At 61.0% G+C, this 24,172-nt stretch carries 21 protein-coding genes; 12 read left to right on the top strand and 9 right to left on the bottom strand.

Going from position 1 to position 24,172, the window contains the following annotated elements; genetic code table 11:
- The 8 genes from ilvN (at position 1) to U8U01_RS07620 (ending at position 9,579) form a co-directional block, all read left to right on the top strand.
- Positions 1-510: an acetolactate synthase small subunit gene (gene ilvN, locus U8U01_RS07585; RefSeq protein WP_322173053.1), complete on the top strand. Its 510-nt coding sequence runs from the start codon at positions 1-3 to the stop codon at positions 508-510.
- Positions 511-778: 268 nt separating this feature from the next.
- Positions 779-1,393 carry an MBL fold metallo-hydrolase gene (locus U8U01_RS07590; RefSeq protein ID WP_322173055.1) on the top strand — a complete coding sequence of 205 codons (615 nt, stop codon included), beginning with the start codon at positions 779-781 and terminating at the stop codon, positions 1,391-1,393.
- Positions 1,393-1,908, top strand: a complete 516-nt coding sequence (locus U8U01_RS07595; protein ID WP_322173056.1) for a GNAT family N-acetyltransferase — start codon at positions 1,393-1,395, stop codon at positions 1,906-1,908. Before U8U01_RS07590 ends, U8U01_RS07595 begins: the two co-directional genes overlap by 1 nt.
- Positions 1,909-1,936: 28 nt before the next feature.
- Positions 1,937-2,956 (top strand): ketol-acid reductoisomerase, encoded by a 1,020-nt coding sequence (ilvC, locus tag U8U01_RS07600; RefSeq protein WP_322173123.1) that lies wholly within the window; start codon positions 1,937-1,939, stop codon positions 2,954-2,956.
- A gap of 16 nt (positions 2,957-2,972) precedes the next feature.
- Positions 2,973-3,656: a hypothetical protein gene (locus tag U8U01_RS07605; protein WP_322173058.1), complete on the top strand. Its 684-nt coding sequence runs from the start codon at positions 2,973-2,975 to the stop codon at positions 3,654-3,656.
- An 83-nt stretch (positions 3,657-3,739) separates the two neighbouring features.
- Positions 3,740-5,395: a dihydroxy-acid dehydratase gene (ilvD, locus tag U8U01_RS07610; RefSeq protein ID WP_322173060.1), complete on the top strand. Its 1,656-nt coding sequence runs from the start codon at positions 3,740-3,742 to the stop codon at positions 5,393-5,395.
- A complete protein-coding gene (locus U8U01_RS07615) occupies positions 5,395-6,594 on the top strand; it encodes an ATP-binding protein (RefSeq protein ID WP_322173062.1) in 1,200 nt (399 codons plus the stop codon). The genes ilvD and U8U01_RS07615 overlap by 1 nt, the downstream gene beginning before the upstream one ends.
- A gap of 111 nt (positions 6,595-6,705) precedes the next feature.
- Positions 6,706-9,579, top strand: coding sequence for an InlB B-repeat-containing protein (locus U8U01_RS07620; RefSeq protein WP_322173064.1), 2,874 nt, complete (start codon positions 6,706-6,708; stop codon positions 9,577-9,579).
- A gap of 203 nt (positions 9,580-9,782) precedes the next feature.
- Here U8U01_RS07620 and U8U01_RS07625 read toward each other — a convergent pair whose 3' ends face one another.
- The 9 genes from U8U01_RS07625 to U8U01_RS07665 all read right to left on the bottom strand — a co-directional run bounded on the left by U8U01_RS07625 (position 9,783) and on the right by U8U01_RS07665 (position 19,290).
- The gene (locus U8U01_RS07625; protein ID WP_322173065.1) at positions 9,783-10,691 is read right to left on the bottom strand and encodes a sensor histidine kinase; all 909 of its coding nucleotides are present in this window, start codon (positions 10,689-10,691) and stop codon (positions 9,783-9,785) included.
- Between the two features lie 203 nt (positions 10,692-10,894).
- The gene (locus U8U01_RS07630; RefSeq protein ID WP_322173067.1) at positions 10,895-11,809 is read right to left on the bottom strand and encodes an ABC transporter permease; all 915 of its coding nucleotides are present in this window, start codon (positions 11,807-11,809) and stop codon (positions 10,895-10,897) included.
- Positions 11,802-12,728 carry an ATP-binding cassette domain-containing protein gene (locus U8U01_RS07635; RefSeq protein ID WP_322173069.1) on the bottom strand — a complete coding sequence of 309 codons (927 nt, stop codon included), beginning with the start codon at positions 12,726-12,728 and terminating at the stop codon, positions 11,802-11,804. Before U8U01_RS07635 ends, U8U01_RS07630 begins: the two co-directional genes overlap by 8 nt.
- A 300-nt stretch (positions 12,729-13,028) precedes the next feature.
- Positions 13,029-13,718: a response regulator transcription factor gene (locus U8U01_RS07640; protein ID WP_322173071.1), complete on the bottom strand. Its 690-nt coding sequence runs from the start codon at positions 13,716-13,718 to the stop codon at positions 13,029-13,031.
- Positions 13,719-13,730: 12 nt separating this feature from the next.
- Positions 13,731-14,777 (bottom strand): 3-dehydroquinate synthase, encoded by a 1,047-nt coding sequence (aroB, locus tag U8U01_RS07645; protein WP_322173072.1) that lies wholly within the window; start codon positions 14,775-14,777, stop codon positions 13,731-13,733.
- 682 nt (positions 14,778-15,459) lie between these two features.
- Positions 15,460-16,299, bottom strand: coding sequence for a prephenate dehydrogenase (locus U8U01_RS07650; RefSeq protein ID WP_322173074.1), 840 nt, complete (start codon positions 16,297-16,299; stop codon positions 15,460-15,462).
- Positions 16,296-17,309 carry a 3-deoxy-7-phosphoheptulonate synthase gene (aroF, locus tag U8U01_RS07655; RefSeq protein ID WP_322173076.1) on the bottom strand — a complete coding sequence of 338 codons (1,014 nt, stop codon included), beginning with the start codon at positions 17,307-17,309 and terminating at the stop codon, positions 16,296-16,298. The genes U8U01_RS07650 and aroF overlap by 4 nt, the downstream gene beginning before the upstream one ends.
- Before the next feature lie 584 nt (positions 17,310-17,893).
- Positions 17,894-18,412: a shikimate kinase gene (locus tag U8U01_RS07660; RefSeq protein ID WP_322173078.1), complete on the bottom strand. Its 519-nt coding sequence runs from the start codon at positions 18,410-18,412 to the stop codon at positions 17,894-17,896.
- Positions 18,409-19,290: a shikimate dehydrogenase family protein gene (locus tag U8U01_RS07665; RefSeq protein WP_322173080.1), complete on the bottom strand. Its 882-nt coding sequence runs from the start codon at positions 19,288-19,290 to the stop codon at positions 18,409-18,411. The genes U8U01_RS07660 and U8U01_RS07665 overlap by 4 nt, the downstream gene beginning before the upstream one ends.
- A 227-nt stretch (positions 19,291-19,517) precedes the next feature.
- Here U8U01_RS07665 and acpP point away from each other — a divergent pair, with 227 nt between their 5' ends.
- The 4 genes from acpP to U8U01_RS07685 all read left to right on the top strand — a co-directional run bounded on the left by acpP (position 19,518) and on the right by U8U01_RS07685 (position 24,091).
- Positions 19,518-19,751, top strand: coding sequence for an acyl carrier protein (gene acpP, locus U8U01_RS07670; RefSeq protein WP_322173082.1), 234 nt, complete (start codon positions 19,518-19,520; stop codon positions 19,749-19,751).
- A 169-nt stretch (positions 19,752-19,920) separates the two neighbouring features.
- A complete protein-coding gene (gene proS, locus U8U01_RS07675; RefSeq protein ID WP_322173084.1) occupies positions 19,921-21,375 on the top strand; it encodes a proline--tRNA ligase in 1,455 nt (484 codons plus the stop codon).
- A gap of 724 nt (positions 21,376-22,099) precedes the next feature.
- Positions 22,100-23,218 carry a Gfo/Idh/MocA family protein gene (locus U8U01_RS07680; protein ID WP_322173086.1) on the top strand — a complete coding sequence of 373 codons (1,119 nt, stop codon included), beginning with the start codon at positions 22,100-22,102 and terminating at the stop codon, positions 23,216-23,218.
- Positions 23,219-23,239: 21 nt separating this feature from the next.
- A complete protein-coding gene (locus U8U01_RS07685; protein ID WP_322173088.1) occupies positions 23,240-24,091 on the top strand; it encodes a sugar phosphate isomerase/epimerase family protein in 852 nt (283 codons plus the stop codon).
- Positions 24,092-24,172: the final 81 nt, after the last annotated feature.

Raw genomic sequence — 24,172 nt, forward strand, 5'->3', positions numbered from 1 at the left:
ATGCAGAACTTTACCATAGCCGTACTGGTAAAAAACGAGTTCGGCGTGCTGAACCGGGTAACCAGTATGTTCCGCCGCCGCCGGTTCAGCATCAAAAGCCTTAGCGTCAGCGAAACCGAGTCCACGGCCAAATCCCGCATCACCATTGTTTCCGACGGGGGCGGCCGGGAGAAAAGCCAACTGATCGACCAGTTGTACAAGCTGCCCGTGGTCATCTCCATTATGGAGATCAAGGAAGAAGAGTGCATTACCAGCGAGCTGTTGTTGCTAAAGGTAGAGAACCGCTCCGAGTTGCGCAGTGACATCCACGCCGCCGCCGAGGCCTTCGGGGCCAAGATCGTCGACTACACACGGGATTCCGTTGTGCTGCAAATGGTGGGCAGTGCCCGCAGCATCGACGCCTTTATCGAGGTCATGCAGGACTACACCGTGCTGGAGATCTGCCGCACCGGGGTAATCTCCCTGGAGCGTGGCAGCATCCCCATGGAAAAACGCACGGAGATCTACTAGGGCTTGTTTGAAAAATCGAAAACGCCGTATTTTTACCCAGAAACAACCATCTTCTGCGTCGAAAATCCTCGTAATACGCAAGTATTACTTGCGGTTTTCTCCTTGAATCTGACCGTTTCTGGTCAAAATCCGTCATTTCCTCTATTTTCAAACAAGCCCTAGGCCCGCTACATCCCGGCCGGATACCGCCTGTGGTACAGGCCCTGTATCGTGTATATTGCCCCTATCACCGTTGATTTTCCCTATTTGCTTGAAAGGTAGGTTCCGAATGATTACCTTGACCTGGCTGGGCCATTCCTGTTTCCGGGCCGTTTGCGGCCCCCATACCGTCATCCTTGACCCCTTCGCCCCCGGCAGCGTCCCCGGGCTGCGGGATATCCACGAAGAGGCCCAACTGGTGCTCTGCAGCCACGAGCACTTTGACCACAACTACCGGGAGGGTGTCCGCCTCACCGGCGGCGCCCCTATCCCCTACCGGGCTTACCCCTCCTTCCACGACGACTGCCAGGGTGCCCAGCGGGGCCCCAACCAGATCCACGTCCTGGAGGATAGCGGCGTGCGGGTTGCCCATATGGGCGATATCGGCTCCATGCCCGCTCCGGAGGTCCTGGAGCAGCTCCGGGGCGTAGAGGCCCTGCTCCTCCCCGTAGGCGGCCACTACACCGTAGGCCCCCAGCAGGCCATGGAGATCGTAAAGGCCATCGGCCCCCTGGTCGTAGTCCCCATGCATTACCGCTCCCCGGACTTCGGCTTTGACGTGCTGGGGCCTGTGGAAGATTTCCTCTCCCTGTGCGGCAGTTGGCGCCAGGCCGAAGGGGACCGGGTGGAGATCACCCAAGACATGGAGCCGGGCACGGTGGTGCTCCGGTACCCCCAGGCCTAATGGACGGCCTTGCCCTTGTGCCCCTGACGGAGGAAAACCTGCCCCTGGCCCAGGCCATAGACCGGGGCGATGTGAGCGGGGCCTTTGTGGACTCCGCAGACGCCATATGGGAACTGACCCGCTGGGGGCAGGCCCACGGCTGTGTGGGCCACACCTTTCTGGTGATGTACACAGGCCGCTGTATCGGCCTGATCTTGCTGGGCGAGGCCATCCCCTGGGCCTCCGACCCGCCGGAAATGGCCGCCCGGCCCTTTTACCGGCTGATGGGCTTTGTGCTGGACCGCCGCTACCGGGGCCGGGGCCTTGGCGGGCAGGTACTGGAGATGGCCATAGCCCGCTGTTTCCGGGACTTCGGCCCCCGGTCCATTGCCCTGGGCGTACACCGGGATAACCTGCGCGCCGGGCAATTCTACCGCCGCCACGGCTTTGTACAGACCCGGTACATGGAAGGGGACGACTTCTACTACCTAAAGTTTTTTGATCCGCCCAATACCGAAAGGTATCCCATATCTTAATTACTTATATTATTGAAAAGAGGTTTTTATCATGGCAAGAATTTTCTATCAGCAGGACTGCGACCTCCAACGGCTCAGCGGCAAAACCGTGGCCATCATCGGCTACGGCTCCCAGGGCCATGCCCACGCCCTGAACCTGAAGGACAGCGGCGTCAACGTGATCGTCGGCCTGTACGAGGGCAGCAAAAGCTGGCAGAAAGCCGAAAGCCAGGGCCTTACGGTGATGACCTCCGCCCAGGCCGCCAAAGCCGCCGATATCATCATGATCCTCATTAACGATGAGAAACAGGCCAAGCTTTATAAAGAGAGCATCGAACCCAACCTCACCGAGGGCAAGACCCTGGCCTTCGCCCACGGTTTCAACATCCATTTCGGGTGCATCAAGCCCCCAAAAAATGTCAACGTCATCATGGTTGCCCCCAAGGGCCCCGGCCACACCGTGCGCAGCGAGTACCAGGCCGGTAAAGGCGTGCCCTGCCTCATTGCCGTAGAGCAGGACGCCACCGGCGACGCCTGGGACCTGGGCCTTGCCTACGCCCTGGGCATTGGCGGCGCCCGGGCCGGCGTGCTGGAAACCACCTTCCGCACCGAAACCGAAACCGACCTGTTCGGCGAGCAGGCCGTGCTGTGCGGCGGCGTGTGCGCCCTGATGCAGGCCGGCTACGAAACCCTGGTAGAGGCCGGCTATGACCCCCGCAACGCCTACTTCGAGTGCATCCATGAAATGAAACTCATCGTAGACCTGATCTATCAAAGCGGCTTTGCCGGTATGCGCTACTCCATCAGCAACACCGCCGAGTACGGCGACTACATCACCGGCCCCAAGATCATCACCGAAGAAACCAAAAAATCCATGAAACAGATCCTGAAGAATATCCAGGACGGCACCTTTGCCAAAGACTTCCTGCTGGATATGTCCGATGCCGGCGCCCAGGTGCACTTCAACGCCATGCGCAAGCTGGCCGGCGAACACCCCTCCGAGGTGGTGGGCGAGGACATCCGCAAGCTGTACAGTTGGAGCGACGAGGACAAGCTGATCAACAACTGAGAACGGGGGCTATACCGTGAAAAGGTTTGCCGCTTTGGCTTTGGCCCTGCTCCTTGCGCTGGGCCTGTACGGGTGTTTGCCTAAAAGCAGCACCGTTACCAAAATAGAATCCGTACCGGTTGACGGTACATCCCTCTATGGGCACAGCCTGGAACTGGCCGGGCTGCTGGAGGAAATGCTCCAATCGCCGGCGTACTTTACGCTGATGAGCGACGCTGACAACCTGCACGAGGTGATCACCCCGCTGATGCGTGCCGGCCTGTCCGAGCCTGCGGGCGCCTATCTGGTCAGCCTGCCCCCGGACGCGCTGCCACGGCTGATGGCTGCGGCCGAAGTAGATCTGGACCAGTTCTCTGGCGGGCTACAGGCATTCCTGCAACGCCGGATGCTCAACGCGGTACCCAGCATCCTCAACGCCCAGGCCGGGGCCGAAACCCTTGCCGCAGCCAGTATCCTTACCGCCTCCAAAGCCTGGGCCGGGGAAACCCTGGAGCAGGGCTGCTACGTGGTGCTCCACTACCCCCATGCCTGCCCGGTCATGGTTTCCTTCTGCGGCGGAGAGGGGCTTGTGGAGGGCGCCGCCACCATGCTCATCGGCGCCACCCTGGAGGAGGACGCCCTACAGGGCCTGTCCGGGCTGTTTGATTCCCTGGGCATCAAGGGTATCGAAGTCCGAAAACTGGAAACCGGTCATGACTAAGCAAACTGACCAAACTGACTAAACTGACCAAATCAGGGTAGGGCCTCTGCCCTGCCCTGTACTTTTTATAAGGAGAAATCAACATGGTAAGCGACAACATCAAGCTGACTCCCCAGAACGCCCCCCACCGGGCGCTGTACCACGCCCTGGGCCTCACCGAGGAGGAGATCGCCCGGCCGCTGGTGGGCATTGTCAGTTCCTATAACGAGATCGTCCCCGGCCACATAAACCTGGACAAGGTGGTGGACGCGGTCAAGCTGGGGGTAGCCATGGCCGGGGGCACGCCCATTGTGTTCCCCGCCATTGCCGTGTGCGACGGCATTGCCATGGGCCATGTGGGGATGAAATACTCCCTGGTCACACGGGACTTGATCGCCGATTCCACCGAGGCCATGGCCCTGGCCCACGGCTTTGACGCCCTGGTGATGGTGCCCAACTGCGACAAAAACGTGCCCGGCCTGCTCATGGCCGCCGCCCGGCTAAACCTGCCCACGGTGTTCGTCAGCGGCGGGCCCATGCTGGCCGGCCATGTAGACGGGGAAAAGACCAGCTTTTCTTCCATCTCCGAGGCCGTAGGGGCCTTTAACGCCGGGAAGATCACCGAGGAAAAACTCCGGGAGTACGAGTGCAAAACCTGCCCCGGCTGCGGCTCCTGCTCCGGTATGTACACCGCCAACTCCATGAACTGCCTTACCGAGGTGCTGGGCATGGGCCTGCGGGGCAACGGCACCATCCCCGCAGTGTACGCCGCCCGTATCGAGCTGGCCAAGCACGCCGGCATGACCGTGATGGATATGCTCAAAAAAGACATCCGCCCCCTGGACATTCTGACCGAAGAGGCTTTCCAAAACGCCCTCACGGTAGATATGGCCCTGGGCTGCTCCACCAACTCCATGCTGCACCTGCCGGCCATCGCCCACGAGTGCGGCATTGATATCGACCTGGACATCGCCAACGCCATCAGCGAAAAAACCCCCAACCTGTGCCACCTGGCCCCCGCCGGGCGCACCTATGTAGAGGACCTGGACGAGGCCGGCGGCGTGTACGCCATTATGCACGAGTTAAACAAAAAGGGCCTCCTGCACACCGGCTGTATGACCGTAACCGGCAAAACCGTGGGCGAGAACATCGCCCACACCCCCAACCGGGACCCCTCGGTCATCCGGCCCATTGAGAACCCCTACAGCGAAACCGGCGGTATCGCCGTGCTCAAGGGCAACCTGGCCCCCGAAGGCTCGGTGGTCAAGCGCTCCGCCGTGGCCCCGGAAATGCTGGTGCACGAGGGCCCCGCCCGTATCTTCGAGTGCGAGGAGGACGCCCAGGCAGCCATCAACGCCGGGCAGATCCGCCCCGGCGACGTGGTGGTCATCCGCTACGAGGGCCCCAAGGGCGGCCCCGGTATGCGGGAGATGCTCAACCCCACCTCCGCCATTATGGGCATGGGGCTGGGCAATTCCGTGGCGCTGATTACCGACGGCCGGTTCTCCGGGGCCACCCGGGGGGCCTGCGTAGGGCATATCTCCCCCGAGGCCGCCAGCGGCGGGCCCATCGGTATTGTGCAGGAGGGCGACCCCATCCGTATCGACATCCCCGCCAACCGGATCGAACTGCAAATCAGCCCCGAAGAATTTGACCGCCGTATGGCCGCCTTCACCCCCAGGCAGAAGGCGCTTTCCGGCTACTTAAAACGCTACGCGGCCCTGGTTTCCAGCGGGGCCAAAGGCGCGGTGCTGAACTGATGGCCAAAAAGCTTTCCAAGCTGGCCCTGCGGCTGCGGTCTATGACCGTGTTCCGGGGCCTGCTGGAGGACCCCGTCATCGCCTCCCTCATCCGCTGCCTGGAGCGGCTTTCGGGGGGCCCGGAGCGCTTTGTGCCCGCCTACGGCGAGTTGGTCGCCCGGCTGTACCAGGCCGGGTACGTAAACCTCACCTGCTACATCCGGGACCGGGTGTTTGAAAGCGACAATGTCTACATCCGGGAAATGGGCGCGGGCCGCCTGCCGGACAAGCTGCTGCTGGACGGCACCGTGCTGGACCTGGAAACCCTCAGCGACGCCGCTGCCCTGGACGCCGCCCGGCTGCTGGCCGAGGCCAACTGCACCCTGCCCCTGGCCCGGTTCGAGGGGAAAAAGGTCAACCTGACCAACGAGTACGGCGAGCGCGCCAAAGAGGTGGCCAAGTTCGGCTACGGCATCTACGCCGGCCACCCCATGTTCTGCCTGGATAGCGCCGGGCACATCCGGCCGGTCCAGTCCCCGGACCCGGTGCGGCTCTCCTCCCTGGCCGGCTACCAGCGGGAAAAAGCGGCCATCATGGGCAACACCCTGGCCCTGCTTAAGGGCAAGCCCGCCGCCAATATGCTCCTTACCGGCGACGCCGGCACCGGCAAATCCTCCACGGTAAAGGCCGTGGCCAACGAGCTCTGGCAGCAGGGCCTGCGCATTCTGGAGGTACGCAAAGAGCAGTTGCACCTGCTGCCCGCCGTGCTGGGCCAGCTTAACGAGAACCCCCTCAAGTTCATCCTCTTTATCGACGACCTGAGTTTCCAGCAGGATGACGACGATTTCAGCGCCCTCAAAGCCATGCTGGAGGGCTCGGTGTCCGCCAAAAGCCGGAACGTGGCCATTTACGCCACCAGCAACCGCCGCCACCTGGTCAAGGAGAAATTCTCCGACCGGGAGGGCGACGAGGTGCACCGGCAGGACGCCATGCAGGAGATCATCTCTCTTTCCGAGCGTTTCGGCCTGCGGGTCACCTTCCAGCGGCCGGACAAAGCCACCTATCTCAGCATCGTGCGGCAACTGGCCGCCGGTTGCTCCCTCCCCCTGGAGGACGAGGCCCTGTGCGCTGGGGCCGAACGCTTTGCCCTGGGCCGCAGTAGCCGTTCCGCCCGGGCCGCCCGGCAGTATATCGACGAGCTGCTCTCCCAGGCCGAATAGCCACCCAAAGGGCGATGGAAATTTTTTCCACCGCCCTTTTCTGGTTGACTTTCCCATCCAATCCCGCTATAATTGTGGTATATATTATCAATCAAACGGAGGGCAGAATTTATGATGCGCAAACGTCTACTCAGCCTCCTGCTGGGTGTTATTCTAGTACTGGGCACCTGCGTGCCCGCCTGGGCGGCCGCCCCTGATGTTACCGTTACATTTGACCCGAAAGGCGGTAGCATCTCTACCGGCGGAACGCCTGCCACAACCACGGCCCCGCTCAAAAAAACTGTGGCACCTACAGAAACCATTGCCAGCCTCAACCTTGACCCAACACGTGAAGGCTATACCTTCGCAGGTTGGTTTAATGTATCTTCCGCACAGGTTGCTGATAGTTCACCACTATCCTCATATGATAAGCAAACCCTGACCGCCCACTGGACAGCAAACACATATACAGTTTCTTTTAACCTCAACTATTCGTCTGCTCCTTCTGCCCCTGCTGCAATTAGCGTTACCTACGACGGCAAGTACGCCGACCTCCCCACCGTTTCCCGTGACGGCTATACCTTTGACGGCTGGTATACAGAGGCAACCGACGGCGATAAGATCACCACTTCCGATACCGTCAAAATCACTGCGGCCGCCACCCTATACGCCCACTGGACCCCTCTCACCCTAACCGTCACCCTGGACTACAACTACCCAGACAAATACATCCTGCCCACCCTGCCGGACACGCCTGCGCCCGACCCCAACCCCACCCTGTCTGTCCAATACGACGGCACCTACACCGGCCTTACCGCCCCTCAAAGGGCCGTTTCGCCCTTGGGCTATCAGTTTGACCAGTGGACTTCTAACAAGCAAAGCGACGGCAAAGATACCGTTGATGCCAACACAAAGGTTTCATCCGTTTCCAACCACACCCTCTACGCCCAGTGGACGCGGGAAAACTACGTAGTCACCCTGGACTACGGCAGCATCACCACCCCCGGCAATGACAGTGACAGCAACCGCCCCGCCCATGTCCTCTGCCCCATCGAAACCGTCGATACAAGCACGGGCAGCACAGTCACCACCTATAAAACCTACGGGGACTGCACCCCCAAGCTGCCCACCCCCACCCAACCCGGCTATGTTTTCAAAGGCTGGTACACCACAGCCAGCCCCGCCGCCGGCGCCGACCCCGTGCCCCTTACCACCGAGGTAAAAGCCGACCACACCCTCTACGCCGTTTGGGAGCCCGAAAAGTACACCGTCACCTTCAAGCTGAATTACCCCAATGCCCCCGCCGACCCCAAGCCGGTAAAGGCCGCCCATAACACTGCCCTCAACTCCGTCCTCCCCAGCCCGGAGCCTACACGGGCCGGGTACACCTTCCTGGGCTGGTACTTTACGGCCGATCAGGATGACAACTCATCTCTGGTTACCGGCTCCAACAAGGTGACAAACCCCGTCACCCTCTACGCCCACTGGGTGGCCAGCGGCACCGTTTCCCTGGAGCCCAACGGCGGCACCTTCGGCAAAAATGTACCCAACAGCATCGTCGCCAGCGCCGGTGGCCAGTACCCCACCCTGCCCACCGATGTCAACGGCACCATCACCCGGCCCGGCTACACCTTCCTTGGCTGGTACACGGCCGAAACCGACGGCACCCAGGTCAGTTCCGGCACCGCGGTAGGCGAGTATGTACCCACCCGCCTGTACGCCCGCTGGGTGGCCAATAAGTACACCGTCACCTTCAACTATAACGGCGGCTCCGGCAGCCGGGACCCCAAGCCCATCACCTTTGGCGAGGCCTACGGCACCCTGCCCACCAACGCTTTCTGGGCCGGACACACCTTCCTTGGCTGGTACACCGAGGCTTCCGGCGGCACCCAGGTCACCCGTGATACCCTCCTTACCACCCCAGACCACCACACCCTCTACGCCCGCTGGGGCTTTAAGATCAGCTTTGAGCCCGGTTCCGGCTTTGGCGATATGGACGACGCCACCGCCATTGTGGGCGAAGACTTTGTCCTGCCCGAGTGCGAGTTCACCGCCCCGGACGGCCTCTCCTTCCACCGCTGGGCCATCGGTACCCTGCGGGGCGAGCAGCAGCCTGCGGGTGTCCGGGTGTCCATCAACCGCAACACCACCCTCTATGCCATCTGGAAAGAGGCCCCGGTGCACATCTACGCCACTTGCTCCACCGGCGGCTCCCTCACCACTACCAGCGGCGCCAGCAATGACGTCACCCTGGACCGGGGCTCAGACGTGACCTTTGTGGCCCGCCCCCACTACGGCTATGAGCTGGAAGACCTGATCGTGGACGGCGTCAGTTGCTATTCTATGGAAAGCTACACCTTCCGCGACCTGGTCGAGGACCACACCATCCACGCGGTGTTCCGGCCCATCCCCCCCGCCTCCTACCTCACCTGTAGCCACGGGTATGACTGCCCCCTGGCCAAGTTCCGGGATCTGAGCACCACCGCCTGGTACCATGACGCCGTGCACTATTGCCTGGATGAGGTCATCATGAACGGCAATGGCAACGGCACCTACACCCCCAATGCCTATGCCGACCGCAGCACCTTCGCCACCGTCCTCTGGCAGCGGGAGGGCTGCCCTGACCTGGTAGGTGTCGGCTCCGTAGACCGCCCCTTTAAAGATGTATCCCCCAAAGCCTGGTACTATAAGGCGGTCACCTGGGCGGCCAAATCCGGCATTGTCAGCGGCTACACCAACGGCAACTACGGCCCCAAAGACCTCATCACCCGTGAACAGATGGTGTTCATGCTGTGGAACTACGCCGGCCAGCCAGCCCCCTCCTCCAACCGCCTGCCCTTCTTTGACAGTTGGAACGTCAGCGGCTATGCCCGCAACGCCATGGTCTGGGCCACCGAGAACAACCTCATCTCCGGCATGGGCAACAATATGCTCAGCCCCAAAGGCTACGCCACCCGCGCCCAGGTCGCCCAGGTCATGATGGCCTACGCCGAGGCTTTCTCCTAAGCCCCTGTCCCGCCCAAAGGGTTTTACGCCCCCTATAGGCAAAGGTTCTCCCCCTATAAAAGGTAAACCCAAACAAAAAAGGCAGCCCCCACACAACCATGGGGTCTGCCTTTTTCACTTCATGATGAACCCCACCCCCGCCGGCGCGGCCATAGCGCTGGCGGGGGTTCTTAAAAGGGGCGAAGGGTCCCCGGCAACTCCCCCTACCCAGGGAAAAAAGCCGTCACCCTAAGCTGCCCGTCCGAGAATTCGGCGGTCAGCCCGCCGCCCATCCGTTCCGCCAGCGCCCTGGCAATGGACAGCCCCAGTCCCGTAGACTTCCTGGCCGCCTCCACGGTATAGAACCGGTCAAACAGCTTTTCCACCTCCACCTCCGAAAGGCCGCGGCAGTGGTTGGTAAAGATAACCCTACCGTCGGTGGCCAGTTCCACCGTCAGGTCGCCGCTGCTGTACTTCACCGCGTTGCTCAGCAGGTTCGAAAACACCCTGGAAAGCGCCGCCCTGTCCACCCTGCGCACCACCACCTCCTCCGGCATCGTAACCTGCGGGCGTATACCCCGGCCGGTCAGTTCGGTATAAAAAGCCGCCAAACTCCCCTCCAGCACCGTGTTCAGGGCGATCTCCTCCGCCCCCAGCCCCCCCGGGTCGCTAAGCACCACGCAGTAGCGGAACAGCTCCTCTGTCAACTGGCGCAAAAGCACCGTCCGCTCCTCCATAATGCCCAGGTATTCCCTGGCCTGGGAGGTATTCTCCTGTTGCCCCAGCAAGTCCAGATAGCCGCATATAGCCGTCAGGGGCGTGCGCAGGTCGTGGGAGATATTGGTAACAGCCGCCTTCAGTTCCAGGTCCCCCTGCTGATACCGCCGCCGCTGGGCCCGCAGGCGGCGCAGTTCCCGGTTGATCTCCCCGGCCAGCGCCCGCATGGCCCTGTCCCGGCTGGAGATATCCACCAGCGTGTTGGTGTCCGTCTGCAACTTTTCCGCAAAACCCCTGGCAATCTCCCCCGCCGCTTTGCGCATCAGGTATATTTTTATCCCCAGCGCGGCTATTACCAGCGCCATTCCTCCCATCAGGGCTATTCCTCCCGTCAGGGCCAGCCATGTGACCTCCACCCCTTGTGCCTCCTTTTTTAAGGCCGCCTCCGGCGGGCAGGGAAACTTTTTAAAAAAAGTTTCCCTGCACTCTTCAAAAACTTTTGTGCCCTTTACTACCGGCCTATACTGTTTACTCTACCGGCAGCACAGTGGTTATCCAGCGTTTTCCCTCTTTCTTGTCCCTGGTTCTTTTTTTGCCGGTGTCCAGGATTGGCCGCTCCTTACTTTAGGTCTTTGCGCCTAAACAGCAGGATCCCCGCCCCCGTAAACAGGGCCGTTACCGCCAGGGCATAGGTTGCCAGCAGCCAGCGGGGGGTCTGCACCACAATCGCCTCGCTGCCGTCCTCGTTATACTCCCGGTGGCCATTCCACATAATTTCCCATAGCTGCCCACCTGGATGCATCTCGTTAAACTGCCGCAGCATGGTGCGCTGGGGTTCTTCCACATAATGGGGGTTGCGGACCATGGGGATGTCCTCCGCGTCAATGGGGTTCCCCTCCCGGTCCAGGTACTGCATTTTCTGCTCCCCCTCCTCATCGGTGACAAAGACCACCCCGCCATAGTCCGCGACCATCTTGGGGTTTTCCAGTATCCCGTTGATTATCTGCCCCCCAAACATCAACGCCAGGCCCACCATCGCGCACACCACCAGTGCCGAGCGGTTGGCAATCAGCGTGGCCAAAAACACCGAAATAGCCGTCAGCGCCAAAATGGACAGCAAAAGCACCCCCAGCCCCTGGGCCACGTGTCCGGGTTCATCCACCGGCAGCCCTATCCCCACCAGGAAGATGGTGGAAAGGGCCAGGGCCATATAGAACAGTTCCATGGCGTAAACCGTGATAAAGTTGCTCATATACACCGCCGTCCGGCTGTGCCCTACGGCCAGCTTATTGCGGATGGTGCCGTCGTTATAGTCGGTGTTGATGAACAGGCCGCACAGGCAGGGCAGCAGGATAAACTGCCAGGGCGCGCAGCTCACAATGGTATTGTCCAGCGATACCGCCTCGCCATGGGCCTGCATCTTGTACAGGCCCAGCACATCCAGGGCGGCCGCCACCACTAGGACGGCGCCCCCCAGCCAAAACCGCTTGGAGTGGGACAGCGCGAAGAAATTGGCCGAAAGCAGCTTACGCATGGCCCTCACCCCCTTTCCCGGTACCCACCAGGCTCAGGAAGTAGCTTTCCAGGCTCTCGTCATGGTTCTGCACATTGTATACCTCGCAGCCCTTGTCCGAAAGGGCCTTAACCAGCTTGCTGATGTTCACCGCGTCGTAAATATCCACCTGCTTGCCGTCCAAAATCCGGTATTCCAGCCCCATGCCGTCCAGAGCCAGGGCCGTTGCCTGGGTGTCAGAAACATCGGCCCGCACGCACTTGCGGCAGGTGGCCTCCAGTTCCCCGGCGCTGACCTCCCGCAGCATCCGCCCGCCGTCAATAAACCCATAGTGGGTCGCCAGCTTGTGCATCTCCTCCAAAATATGGCTGGAGATCAGCACGGTAATATCCCGCTCCCGGTTCAGTTGCAAAATCAGTTCCCGTATCTCCACAATCCCCTGTGGGTCCAGGCCGTTAACCGGCTCATCCAGCACCAAGAAATCCGGGTCGCCGCACAGGGCCACGGCAATGCCCAGCCGCTGGCGCATCCCCAGCGAAAAGTTCCTGGCCTTCTTCTTCCCTGTGCCGGGCAGCCCCACCAGTTCCAAAAGCTCCCCCACACAGGAAAAATCCGGCAGCCCCAGTATCCGGCACTGCTGTTTTAGGTTGTCCTCGGCCGTCATATCCAGGGCAATCGAGGGCGTTTCCACCACCGCGCCCATCCGGCGGCGTGCCCGGCTGATGTCCGGGCTCTCGTTGTTGACGCCGTAAAGGGAGTAGGTCCCGTAGCTTGGCATCTGCAAGCCGCAAATCAGCCGCAGCAGGGTGGTCTTGCCCGCCCCGTTTTTGCCCACAATGCCGTAAATAGCCCCCTTGGGTACCGCGATGTTAAAATTCTCCAGCGCCTTACAGTGGCGGTAGCTCTTGCCAAGGGCGCTGGTCTGCAACACATATTCCATGCGCAATCTGTCCTTTCTGTTGGGATACGGACAGTATAACCCATAAAGGTTAAGAGAGCGGTTAAGAAAACAGTTAAGATTTTGTCAAGATTCCCCCCGGCCAAGCCCCCGCGCCAGGCGGTGCCGTTTCCACTGCCCTTAAGCCCGCTTTATAACGCCGGAACGCCGTCTATTTTGCCCCCAAACAGCGCTTTCCGCGTCAAAAATCCTCGAAAGGTGGCAAGCTTTTCTTGGTTTTTCCCTTGAAAGCCCTCACTTTTGGACAAAAACTCCCCCATTTCTCCGGTTTTAAAACAGACGCTAGGGTTTCCTACCGGCATGGTCCGGGCCGGGCCCCGCCATCTTAAACCCAATGCCCCACACCGCCTCCACATACTCCCGGCCCCCGGCGGCCCGCAGCTTTTTCCGCAGGTTGCTCATGTGGGTTTTCAGCGAGCTCTCCGTGCAGTCCGGCGTGTCCCGCGCAATCCGGTCCAGTAGCTGCGACTTGGTCACCACCTGATTGGGGTTGCGCATCAGTTGCCACAAAACCGCGTACTCCGTGGGGGTCAGGTGTACCTGCACCGCCCCCACAAACGCGCAGTGGGCGTCCGTATGCAGCGCCAACCCCCCATAAGAGAGCCGCCCCTTCTCCCGCCGGGCCCCGCCCCGCAGTTGCACGGCCACCCTGGCCAACAGTTCCTGGATGTCAAAGGGTTTGGTCACATAGTCCGCCGCGCCGGCCATCAGCAGTTCCACCTTACTGTCCACCCCTGCCTTCGCGCTCAGCACAATCACCGGCGCCCCGTCCATACGCGGCAGCAGTTCTTCCCCGGAAAGCCCCGGCAGCATCAGGTCCAGCAGCACCAGGTCCGGCTGGGCGCTGTCCAGCCGCAACAGCGCCTCCGTGCCGGAATAAGCCCGCTCCACCCGGTACCCGGCCTGTCCCAGTATCTCTTCCAGCAGGTTGCCAATAGGCAGGTCGTCCTCCACCACCAGTATGCTGTACAAGTCCCCGCCCCCTTACAAAAGCGCCTGCAAAAGTTCCTGCCGGCCCATGGGGTAAATCACGCTCTCGCCCACGTCCTTTATAAAGATAAACCGCAGGCTGTCCCCGTCGCTTTTTTTGTCCAAAGCCGTAGCCGCCACAATCTCCTCCGGGGTAAAGCCCGTGGTGTCCGGCAGGCCGTATTGCCTGAGCACGGCGGCCACCCGCGCCCCCGTGCCCGGTTTGGTGATGCCCAGCTTTTCCCCGGCCCGGCAGGCCAGCACCATGCCAATGCCCACCGCCTCCCCGTGGGATAGCCCCTTAAACCGGTGCAGCTTTTCCAGGGCGTGCCCGCAAGTGTGGCCAAAGTTCAAGATCATCCGCCGCCCGGTGTCCCTGGTATCGGCCTCCACAAAATCCCGTTTTATGGCGATGGACCGTCCCACCACCTGCTCCATGTCCGCCAGGGCGGCCCCCTGCTCCAGCGCCGCAAAAAGCGCCGGGTCGGCAATGCAGCCGTGCTTAATAACCTCCCCCAGCCCGTCGTTAAAATAGTGCCGGGGCAGGGTGCCCAGGGCGTCCGGGTCGGTAATCACCGCCACCGGCTGATGGAACGCCCCCACCAGGTTTTTGCCAAAGGGCAAGTCCACCCCGGTCTTGCCCCCCACGCTGGCATCGGCCTGCGCCACCAGGCTGGTGGGTACCTGGGCAAAGTCCATCCCCCGCAAAAAGGTAGCCGCCGCAAAGCCCCCCATGTCCCCGGCCACGCCGCCCCCCAGCGTAACCACCAGGTCCGTGCGGGTAAAGCCCTCCTCGGCCAAAGCCTGGTACATCCCGCAAACCGTGTCCATCAGCTTGTGTTCCTCCCCGGCCGGAAAGGTGTACCCGCTCACCCGGAACCCCGCCCCCTCCAGCGAGGCCCGCACCAAAGGCCCATACAGGGGCGCCACATGGCTGTCGCTGATCACCATCACCCTGGCCCCCGGCTTTTTCCTCTGGCCGAGTATCTCCCCCACCCGGCCCATCGCCCCCCGCTCCACCGTAACCGTGTAGGGAGCCGTCGTGTTTACTTGGATCTCCATTTGCTTTCCTCCTTTTTTTCGTTCTATTGCGTTCTATCCGGTTTGCCTCCGGCGGCTTAAACCCCTTTCTGTAGAAAGGGGTTTAAGAATCCCCAAAGACTTTCGTGCCGTCCACCGCCGCGCTCAGAAAATCGGGCCATCCGCTCGACCGCCAGCCCGGCGCAGGGCTGTTTTTCCTTTTTTCTTTATTCTCTTTCGGCGACTATCCGCTTAAACCTCTTTCTGTAGAAAGGGGTTTAAGGATCCCCCAAAGACTTTCGTGCCGTCCACCGCCGCGCTCAGAAAATCGGGCCATTCGCTCGACCGCCAGCCCGGCGCAGGGCTGTTTTTCCTTTTTTCTTTATTCTCTTTCGGCGACTATCCGCTTAAACCCCTTTCTATAGAAAGGGGTTTAAGAATCCCCAAAGACTTTCGTGCCGTCCACCGCCGCGCTCTGAAAATCGGGCCATTCGCTCGACCGCCAGCCCGGCGCGGGGCTGTTTCTCCTTTTCTCTTTTTTCCTTTCGGCGACTATCCGCTTAAACCTCTTTCTGTAGAAAGGGGGTTAAGGATCCCCCAAAGACTTTCGTGCCGTCCACCGCCGCGCTCAGAAAATCGGGCCATTCGCTCAACCGGCGGTTGGGCGCGTTTCTTTCTTTCTGTTGGCGATGCCCACAAGCGTTTGCCTATACGTTTGCCCCCATTAACCCACTTCCCCCTTAATCCGCGCCGCCTCCCGCAGCAGGGCCCCCAGGGCCGGTTCATCCCCTTGCCCCACCGCGTCCCGTATCAGCCGCAGGTTGCGCCCCAGTTCGTCCAGTTCCGCCACCAGCGCCTCCCGGTTGTCCAAAAAAAGCCGGCTCCACAGGGTGTCGTTGATGTTCGCCACCCTGGACACATCCCGGTAACTCCCCGCCGAAAACCCCTGGTGCTCCCGGCACCGGGGGCTCAGCACATAGGCGCAGGCCAACGCGTGGGGCAGTTGCGAGGTAAAAGCGATCAGTTGGTCATGCCGCTCCGGCGTGGTGCGGACGATCCGCCCAAAGCCCATGCTCCGGGCCAGGCTTTCCACCAGGTCCACCGCCTCCGCCGGGGCCCCTGTTTCCACCAGAATATAAGAGGCCCCCACAAAGATGCTGGGGTCGCTGGCGGCAAAGCCGCTGCGTTCCTTGCCCGCCATAGGGTGCCCGGCCACAAAGGCATACCGGCCCGTCCCCCGCAGCGCCTCCATGCCCCGGCACAGCCCGGCCTTCACCCCGCAGGTGTCGGTCAAAACGCAGCCCTCCTGCAACAAAGGCCCGTATTCCCTGGCAAAGGCCAAAGCCCCTTCCGGGTACACGCACAGGTACACCACATCCGCGCCGCACAGGTCGTCCCGGCCCGCCTTCCCGTCAATGGCCCCGCAAGAGCAGGCGTCCAGCAGCGCGTCCTCATCCCGGTCCATCCCCAGCACCTGATGCCCGGTGTTCTGCTTAAGGGCCTTGGCAATCGATCCCCCAATCAGCCCCAGCCCTACCACGACCACCTTTTTCCCGCCGGTCATAGGGCCTGCACCGTGTCGTGCACGTGGGCCACCTTCCGGGCCAAAGCCGCAAACTGCTCCGGGGTAATGGACTGGGCGCCGTCGCACAGGGCGTGGGGCGGGTCGTTGTGCACCTCAATGATCAGCCCGTCGGCCCCCACCGCCGCCGCGGCAATGGCCAGGGGCTCTATCAGCCAGTTGATGCCGCTGGCATGGCTGGGGTCCACCACCACCGGCAGATGGGACAGCTTTTTGATCACCGGCACCGCCGAGATATCCAGGGTGTTGCGGGTCATGGTTTCATAGGTGCGTATGCCCCGCTCGCACAAAATCACCCGCTCGTTGCCCCCGGCCATAATATATTCGGCGCTCATCAGCAGCTCCTCAATGGTGTTTGCCAGCCCCCGTTTCAGCAAAATAGGCTTGTCCACCTTGCCCAGGCGTTTCAGCAGTTCAAAGTTCTGCATATTCCTGGCCCCCACCTGTATAATGTCCACATCCTCAAACAGCGGCAGATGCTCCACGCTCATAATCTCCGTAACCACCGGCAACCCCGTCTTTTTCTTGGCCTGTGCCAGCAGCGCCAGCCCCTCCGCCTTCATGCCCTGAAAAGCATAGGGCGATGTCCGGGGCTTAAAGGCGCCCCCCCGCAAAAACGCCGCCCCCGCCTGTTTCACACACTGGGCCACCTGGCAGATCTGCCCCTCGCTCTCCACCGAGCAGGGCCCGGCGATCAGCGCCAGTTTCCCCCCGCCAATCTGCTGCCCACCCGGCAGCATAACCACCGTGTCCTCCGGGTGGAACTTCCGGTTGGCCTTCTTATAGGGCTCCTGCACCCGCCGCACAGACTCCACCACGTCCTGGGCCGCGATATACTCCTCGTCAATGGCCGTGGTGTCCCCCAGCAGGCCCAGCACCGTGCTGTGGGCGCCCACCCAGGTGTTCACCTTCACGTCGTAGTTGTCCGTCAGTTTGCTGATAAAACGCTCCACCCGCTCCGGTTCCTGGCAGGGTTTCAGTACAATGATCATGCTATCTCGTCCTCTCTTTCGGTTGATTTTCCCCCCATCAGGGGGCCAAATAAGCACAAAAAACGGAGCCCTCCGGCTCCGCTCCCTTCCGCGGGTATCCCCGCGCAAACCCCATTCACCTGCCCCCAGGGGCACACCCCCGCCGGGCCGGTGAAAAAGCGCAGCCATCCCTGTCCTCCCACGCGGAAAAAGCCCGCGTCGTAAATCGCAGGCTAAAGCAGTAATAAAATTGCTGCGCGTGGTCGGCTTTCATGTTATACGCTCCTAATTCGCTGGTTTGCGTCTATTTTACCCTTTTCTCCCCGTGCTGTCAAGTCTTTTTTCCGCCGTGCCCTTCCCCTTGGCCTCCGGCCGCCAAAGGGGCCCCGCCCCTTCAGGATCCCCGCCAAAGTGCCACCGGCCCTTTGGAAACCCAACTTTTCCCGCCTTTGTGCATGGTTCCGGCCCTCTTCCCCCGGCCGGGCTATTTGCTTATATCTTTTTGGGGGGATATTTCTGGCCTCCGGCGGCCAAAGGGGCCCCGCCCCTTCAGGATCCCCGCCAAAGTGCCACCGGCCCTTTGGAACCCCATCCTTGGCGCGCCTCTATGCCTGGTTCCCCTCCACCGCTTTCACAATCCGGTGCGCCACAGCCAGCGGGGGCGCGCCCGCGTCCACGGTAATGTCCGCCGCCGCCCGGTACAGGGGGCAGCGCTTTTTATACAGTTCGGCAATCACCCGCCGCCGGTCAGGCACCTGCAACAGCGGCCGCCGCCGGTCGTTTTTCAGCCGCTCCTGCAAAGCGGCCAGGGGCGTGTCCAAAAACACGATCACCCCGCCGCCCTCGTGGAAGGCCCGCACATTGTCCCCGCTCAGCACCGTGCCCCCGCCGCTTGCAATAATCAGCCCCGGCCGCGCCGCCACCTCCCGCACAGCCTGGGCCTCCCGCTGCCGGAACCCCACCTCCCCGTACCGGGCAAAGATCTCCGCCACCGTCAGCCCCTCTTTGCCCTCAATGTACTGGTCCAGGTCGCAAAGTTCCCGTTCCAGCAGCCGGGCAGCCCGCCGGCCTACGCTGGTTTTCCCGCAGCCCATAAACCCGCAAAGGACAATGTTCCCCCTCATTGCCCCCGCCCCCCGAACAACCGTTCCATCTCCGCCTGGGCGTCCGCGGTCAACCGGTGCAAACCCTCCTGCGGAAACTCCGTATCATACCATATTTTGTGCGAGTAGGCCGCCTGGCACACCAGCATACCCATGCCTTCCACCGTCCGGATCCCCAGCCGCCGGGCCGTCTGCAGCAGCCGGGTGTCCGTCGGGTTGTACACCGCGTCAAACACGGCGCCGCACCGGGCAATAACCCCCTCGCCCACCGGGCAGGCGTCCGGGTGGGGGTACATCCCCACGCTGGTGGCGTTCACCAGCAGGTCAAACCTGTCCCGGCAGTCCTCCAGTTCCCGGTAGCTGCGCACCGTCACCAAAAACCCCCGGTCCCCCCGCTCCCGGCCAAAGGCCCCCAGCCTTTCGGCCAGCGCCATGGCCTTTTCCTGGGATCCCTCCCGGTGTGCCAGGGTGATGTGAAAATCCCGCTGCTGCTCCGCCGCCTGAAAGGCAATGGCCTTGGCCGCGCCGCCGTTGCCCAAAATCAGCACCTCCCCGGCAAAGTGCAGGCCGTGGATGGCCAGGGCCACCGCCGCACCGGGGCCGTCGGTGGTGTAGCCGTACAGTTTCCCGTCCGCCACCTTTACGGTGTTCACCGAGCCGCACCGCCTGGCCTGGCCGCACAGGTCCTCCAGGTAGGGGATGATCGCCGTTTTATAGGGGATCGTTACGTTAAAGCAGTCCAGTTGCCGCAGGGCGGGCAGGGCCTCTTCCAGGCCGGGCAGGTCCAGCACCTGGTACTCCATGGGTATGCCCGCTAGCCTAAATAGCCTTTCCTGAATAAACGGGGACATGGTGTGGCCAAGGGGGTGGCCGATCACGGCTGCTTTTTGGGTTCTCATAGGGGGTCTACTCCTTTTTTTAGCAGGTTTGGCAAGTTTTTTTCATTTCATAGTTGACAAAGCGGGGCCCAGTCAATACAATGAAAGGGAAGGATCCGGCCAGCCCTTTTTGGCCCACGCTGTTCGCCGGGCTATTATTATAACACATCCGGGCCGGCTTTGTCCATATCCGAAGGCGCGGGCTTTTCGGAAGGCGAAAACTGAAATTTTTTAGGAGGCTGTTAAAGATGGTACTGGAAAAAATCAAAGGCATACTCAGTGAACAATTCAGCGTAGAGGCGGACAGCATCACCCCCGATACCCTGCTGGAGGACGACCTGGGGGCCGACTCCCTGGACGTGGTCGACCTGCTGATGACCATTGAGGATGACTTCGAGGTAGAGATCCCGGACGAGGAAGTGGAGAACATCAAAACCGTCGGCGCTCTGGTAGAGTACATCGAAAGCCACTCTCAGGAGTAAGGCAAGCTTTTAAGCCTGCGGCAGGCCCCCTGCCCGGGCTTTTTGTTTGCGGCCGGCCAGCCAAGGCGCCATTTGCCCCCGGCGCCTGTTTTTTTCCGCAAATTCCTTGCAAAAACCGCCCAATGCCGCTATAATAAGGGGAAAGTCAAAAGGAGAGGACGATATCACTATGGCGCAACAGAAAAAAGCGGTGGAGGCCATCACCTCCATGGACGTAGACTTCGCCCAATGGTACACCGACGTGGTAAAAAAGGCCGAATTGGCCGATTATTCCAGCGTAAAGGGCTGCATCGTGTACGAGCCCTACGGCTACGCCATCTGGGAGAACATCCAGCGGGAGATGGATACCCGTTTCAAAAAGCTGGGGGTACAAAACGTGGCCATGCCCATGCTCATCCCCGAAAGCCTGCTGCAAAAGGAGAAAGACCACATCGACGGCTTTGCCCCCGAGTGCGCGGTCGTCACCCAGGGCGGCGGCGAGGCCCTGGCCGAAAAGCTCTACATCCGCCCCACCAGCGAGGTGCTCTTCTGCGAGCACTACCAGAAAAAGATCCACTCCTACCGGGACCTTCCCAAGCTGTATAACCAGTGGTGCTCCGTGGTGCGCTGGGAAAAAACCACCCGCCCCTTCCTGCGGGGCATGGAGTTCCTGTGGCAAGAGGGCCACACCATGCACGAAACCGCCCAGGAGGCCGAGGCATTCACCCTGAAAATGCTGCGCGTCTACGAGGAAGTCTACCGGGACGCTTTGGCCATCCCCCCGGTAGTGGGCAAAAAAACCGAGAAAGAGAAGTTCGCCGGTGCCGTGGCCACCTATACGCTGGAGCCCATGATGCACAACGGCGTGGCCCTGCAAGGCGGCACCACCCATTTCTTTGGCGATGGTTTCGCCAACGCCTTCGGCATCACCTTCACCGGCCGGGACAACCAGCTACACGCCCCCTTCCAAACCTCCTGGGGCATGAGCACCCGGCTCATCGGCGCGGTCATCATGGTCCACGGCGATGACAACGGCCTGGTGCTGCCCCCCCGCATCGCCCCCACCCAGGTGGTCATCGTGCCCATCGCCCAGCACAAGCCCGGCGTGCTGGAAAAGGCCCAGGCGCTGGCGGAAAGCCTCAGCCAGGACTTCCGGGTCAAGCTGGACGAGAGCGACAATTCCCCCGGCTGGAAGTTCGCCCAGTACGAGATGCAGGGCGTGCCCCTGCGCATCGAGTTGGGCCCCAAAGACATCGAGCAGGGCCAGTGTATGTTCGTCCGCCGCGACACCGGAGAGAAATGCCCCATGCCCCTGGCAGGGGACGGCGGGCACAGCCTGTCCCAGCTAATAAAGGGTATGCTGGATGTCATCCACGACAGTATGCTCCACAAAGCCCAAGAGAACCTCCGGTCCAAAACCTACGTGGCCCACAACCATGCGGAGTTTTTGGATATCGCCCAAAACAAGCCCGGCTTTATCAAGGCCATGTGGTGTGGCGGCAGCGCCTGCGAAGACCGCCTAAAGGAGGAAACCGGCGGCGTCAAGTCCCGCTGCATCCCCTTTGAGGAGGAGCAGCTCTCCGGCGTCTGCGCCTGCTGCGGCAAGCCCGCCAAGCACATGGTCTATTGGGGCCGCCAGTACTAAGCTCCCCCCTTCTCTCCCCCCTAAGGCCGTGGGGACACCGTCCCCACACCCCTGCCACCTTTTAAAAAAGGTGGACCAAAACTTTTCGTTTCGCGTTTCGGGCAGTGCTTTCTTGCAGGCACTGCCCGCGCCGTTTCCCCCTCTCTTCCTTACCCTCTCCCAGGCCGTGGGGACGCTGTCCCCACACCCCTGCCACCTTTTAAAAAAGGTGGACCAAAACTTTTCGTTTCGCGTTTCGGGCAGTGCTTTCTTGCAGGTACTGCCCGCGCCGTTTACAATCCATAACAAAAAATTTTTATAATTTTTTATAATTTCTTTACCCCGTTTTTTCAGCCTGATTGCCCCGGCCCTTCCCAAAAAAGAAAAAAAGTCCCTACCCAAAGCCTCTTCTCCCCCTCCCGCCCCCCCCTGCGCATTGCCCCGGCCCCCGTAAAAGTTTTGGAAGAGTCCAGAGAAACTTTTTACAAAAAGTTTCTCTGGCAGGGTGTGGGGCAGCGCCCCACGGCCTTTCCGGGCTTTATGTAAACTGACTGTAGAAAAAAGCGGAGTACAAGCTATATTTCCAATAATTCAGGTTGTCAATAAATTTATTTCTATAAAATTCATAAAAAAGCCCTTTACATTTTCTTCCACTTGCGGTACAATAGGGTTGTAATCCATATGCAAAACCGCTGGCGTGTTTTCGCGCCGGTAGGCGGCATATATTATTAGGAGGATGATTCCCATGGCTAAGTTAAAGATTGGTTTTATTGGCTGCGGCGGCATTGCCAACCAGAAACACCTGCCCGGTATGTCCCAGCAGACCGAGTATGTTGATCTGTGCGCATTCTGCGACCTGATCCCCGAGCGCGCCGAGAAAGCCGCCAAAGAGTACGGCACCCCTGACGCGAAAGTTTACACCGACTACCACGAGCTGCTGGCCGACCCCACCATCGATGCCGTGCACGTGCTGACCCCCAACATCGCCCACTGCGAGATCACCGTGGCCGCGCTGGAGGCCGGCAAGCACGTCCTGTGCGAAAAGCCCATGGCTGCTACCCCGGAGGATGCCCAGAAGATGCTGGACGCACGGGACCGCACCGGCAAGATGCTGACCATCGGCTACCAGTACCGCCATTTCCATGAGAACGCCGTGGCCCGCAAGGTTGTAGCCGACGGCTGGCTGGGCGATATCTACTACGCCGAGGCCACCTATCTGCGCCGCCGTGGCGTGCCCACCTGGGGTGTGTTCACCGACAAATCCAAGCAGGGTGGCGGCCCGCTGATCGACATCGGCACCCATGCTCTGGACAACACCCTGTTCCTGATGAACAATTACGACGTGGACTACGTAGTCGGCACTTCCTTCGAGAAGCTGGGCCGCCTGCTCACCCCCGATGTACAGGGCCAGAACAACTGGATGGGCGACCCCGACCACTGGAACAACGAAACCTATGACGTGGAAGATTCCGCTGTCGGCCAGATCAAGATGAAGAACGGTGCCGTTATCAACCTGCGCGCCTCCTGGGCCTTGAACATGGCCGAGAAGGCCGGCTGCGACAACCAGGCCCACACCCTGCTGTGCGGCACCAAGGGCGGCCTGGACACCCTGGAGGGCCGTGTCCGCCTGAACCACATTGTGGCCAACGAGCAGACCATCTCCTGGGTCGGCGACAAGATCATGGGCTACATCCCCGGTTTCAGCACCGGCCCCGCCCCCATCTCCAAAGAGCATGACATCTGGGTCAAGGCTCTGCGCGGCGAGGGCGAGCTGTTCGTCACCGCTGACCAGGCTTTCGTAGTCACCAAGATCCTGGATGCCATCTACCAGTCCTCCAAGACCGGCCAAGCCATCAAGTTTTAAGGCCGGCACGAGGTAAAAATCATGGAAAACATCAATCTGCAACTGTACTCCTTTGGCCATGAGCCCCCTCTCCGCTGTGGAGAGAAGATCAAAACAGCCGGCGAGATGGGTTATGCCGGGGTAGAGTTTGCCCAAGACTATAAAGACGTGCCCGTCGAGGACATCAAAAAGGCCCTGGAGGAGGCCGGCGTAAAGGCCGTTTCCGCCCATGTGCCCTTTGAGATGATGGGCGAGCACCTGCCCTACCTGGCCCAACTGGGCGTCAAGTTCGTGGCCTGCCCCATGACCTCCTTCTGCGATGTGGAAGAGGCCAAAGAGGTGGCCGCCGAGTTGAACAAGTGGGGTGCCGAGGCCAAACAGTACGGCATCACCATCGGCTACCACAACCACACCCAGGAGTTCAACAAGGACCAGGACAAGTACCTCTTTGACTGGGTCATCGAGAACACCGACCCCGAAACCGTGGCCTTTGAGATCGACTGCGGTTGGGCCTCTGCTGCGGGCATTGACCCGGTGGCCTACATCAACCAGCACGCCGGCCGCATCGCCGCTATCCATATCAAAGAGAACGGCGCGGTCATCGGCCCGGACCCGGCCTCTTCCCGGAAGAACCCGCCGAAGTGGCCTAAGTTCGAGCTGGACGAAAACGGCAAGCCCATCTTCCCCCCTGAGTTCATCGCCAAGATGCAGGAGCGGGACAAGCTGAATGTACCTACCGGCAGCGGCATTGTCGACTGGAAAGCCGTCAAAGCCGCCGCAGACGCCCAGCGGGACGGCGTCATCTATGTGGTAGAGCGCGAAGCCAGCTACGGCGGCAAAAGCCGCATCGACTGCCTGAAAGAAGATGTCGCCTGGCTGAAGGCCAACGTCTAAAACCACGCCCATTCCCAAGGCGAATAGAAAGGCCCTCCGCACCGGCGGGGGGCCTTTTCCCATGGCTTATTAAAGCTTTAT

Source organism: Acutalibacter caecimuris (genome assembly GCF_034335085.1).
Classification (GTDB): Bacteria; Bacillota; Clostridia; order Oscillospirales; family Acutalibacteraceae; genus Acutalibacter; species Acutalibacter caecimuris.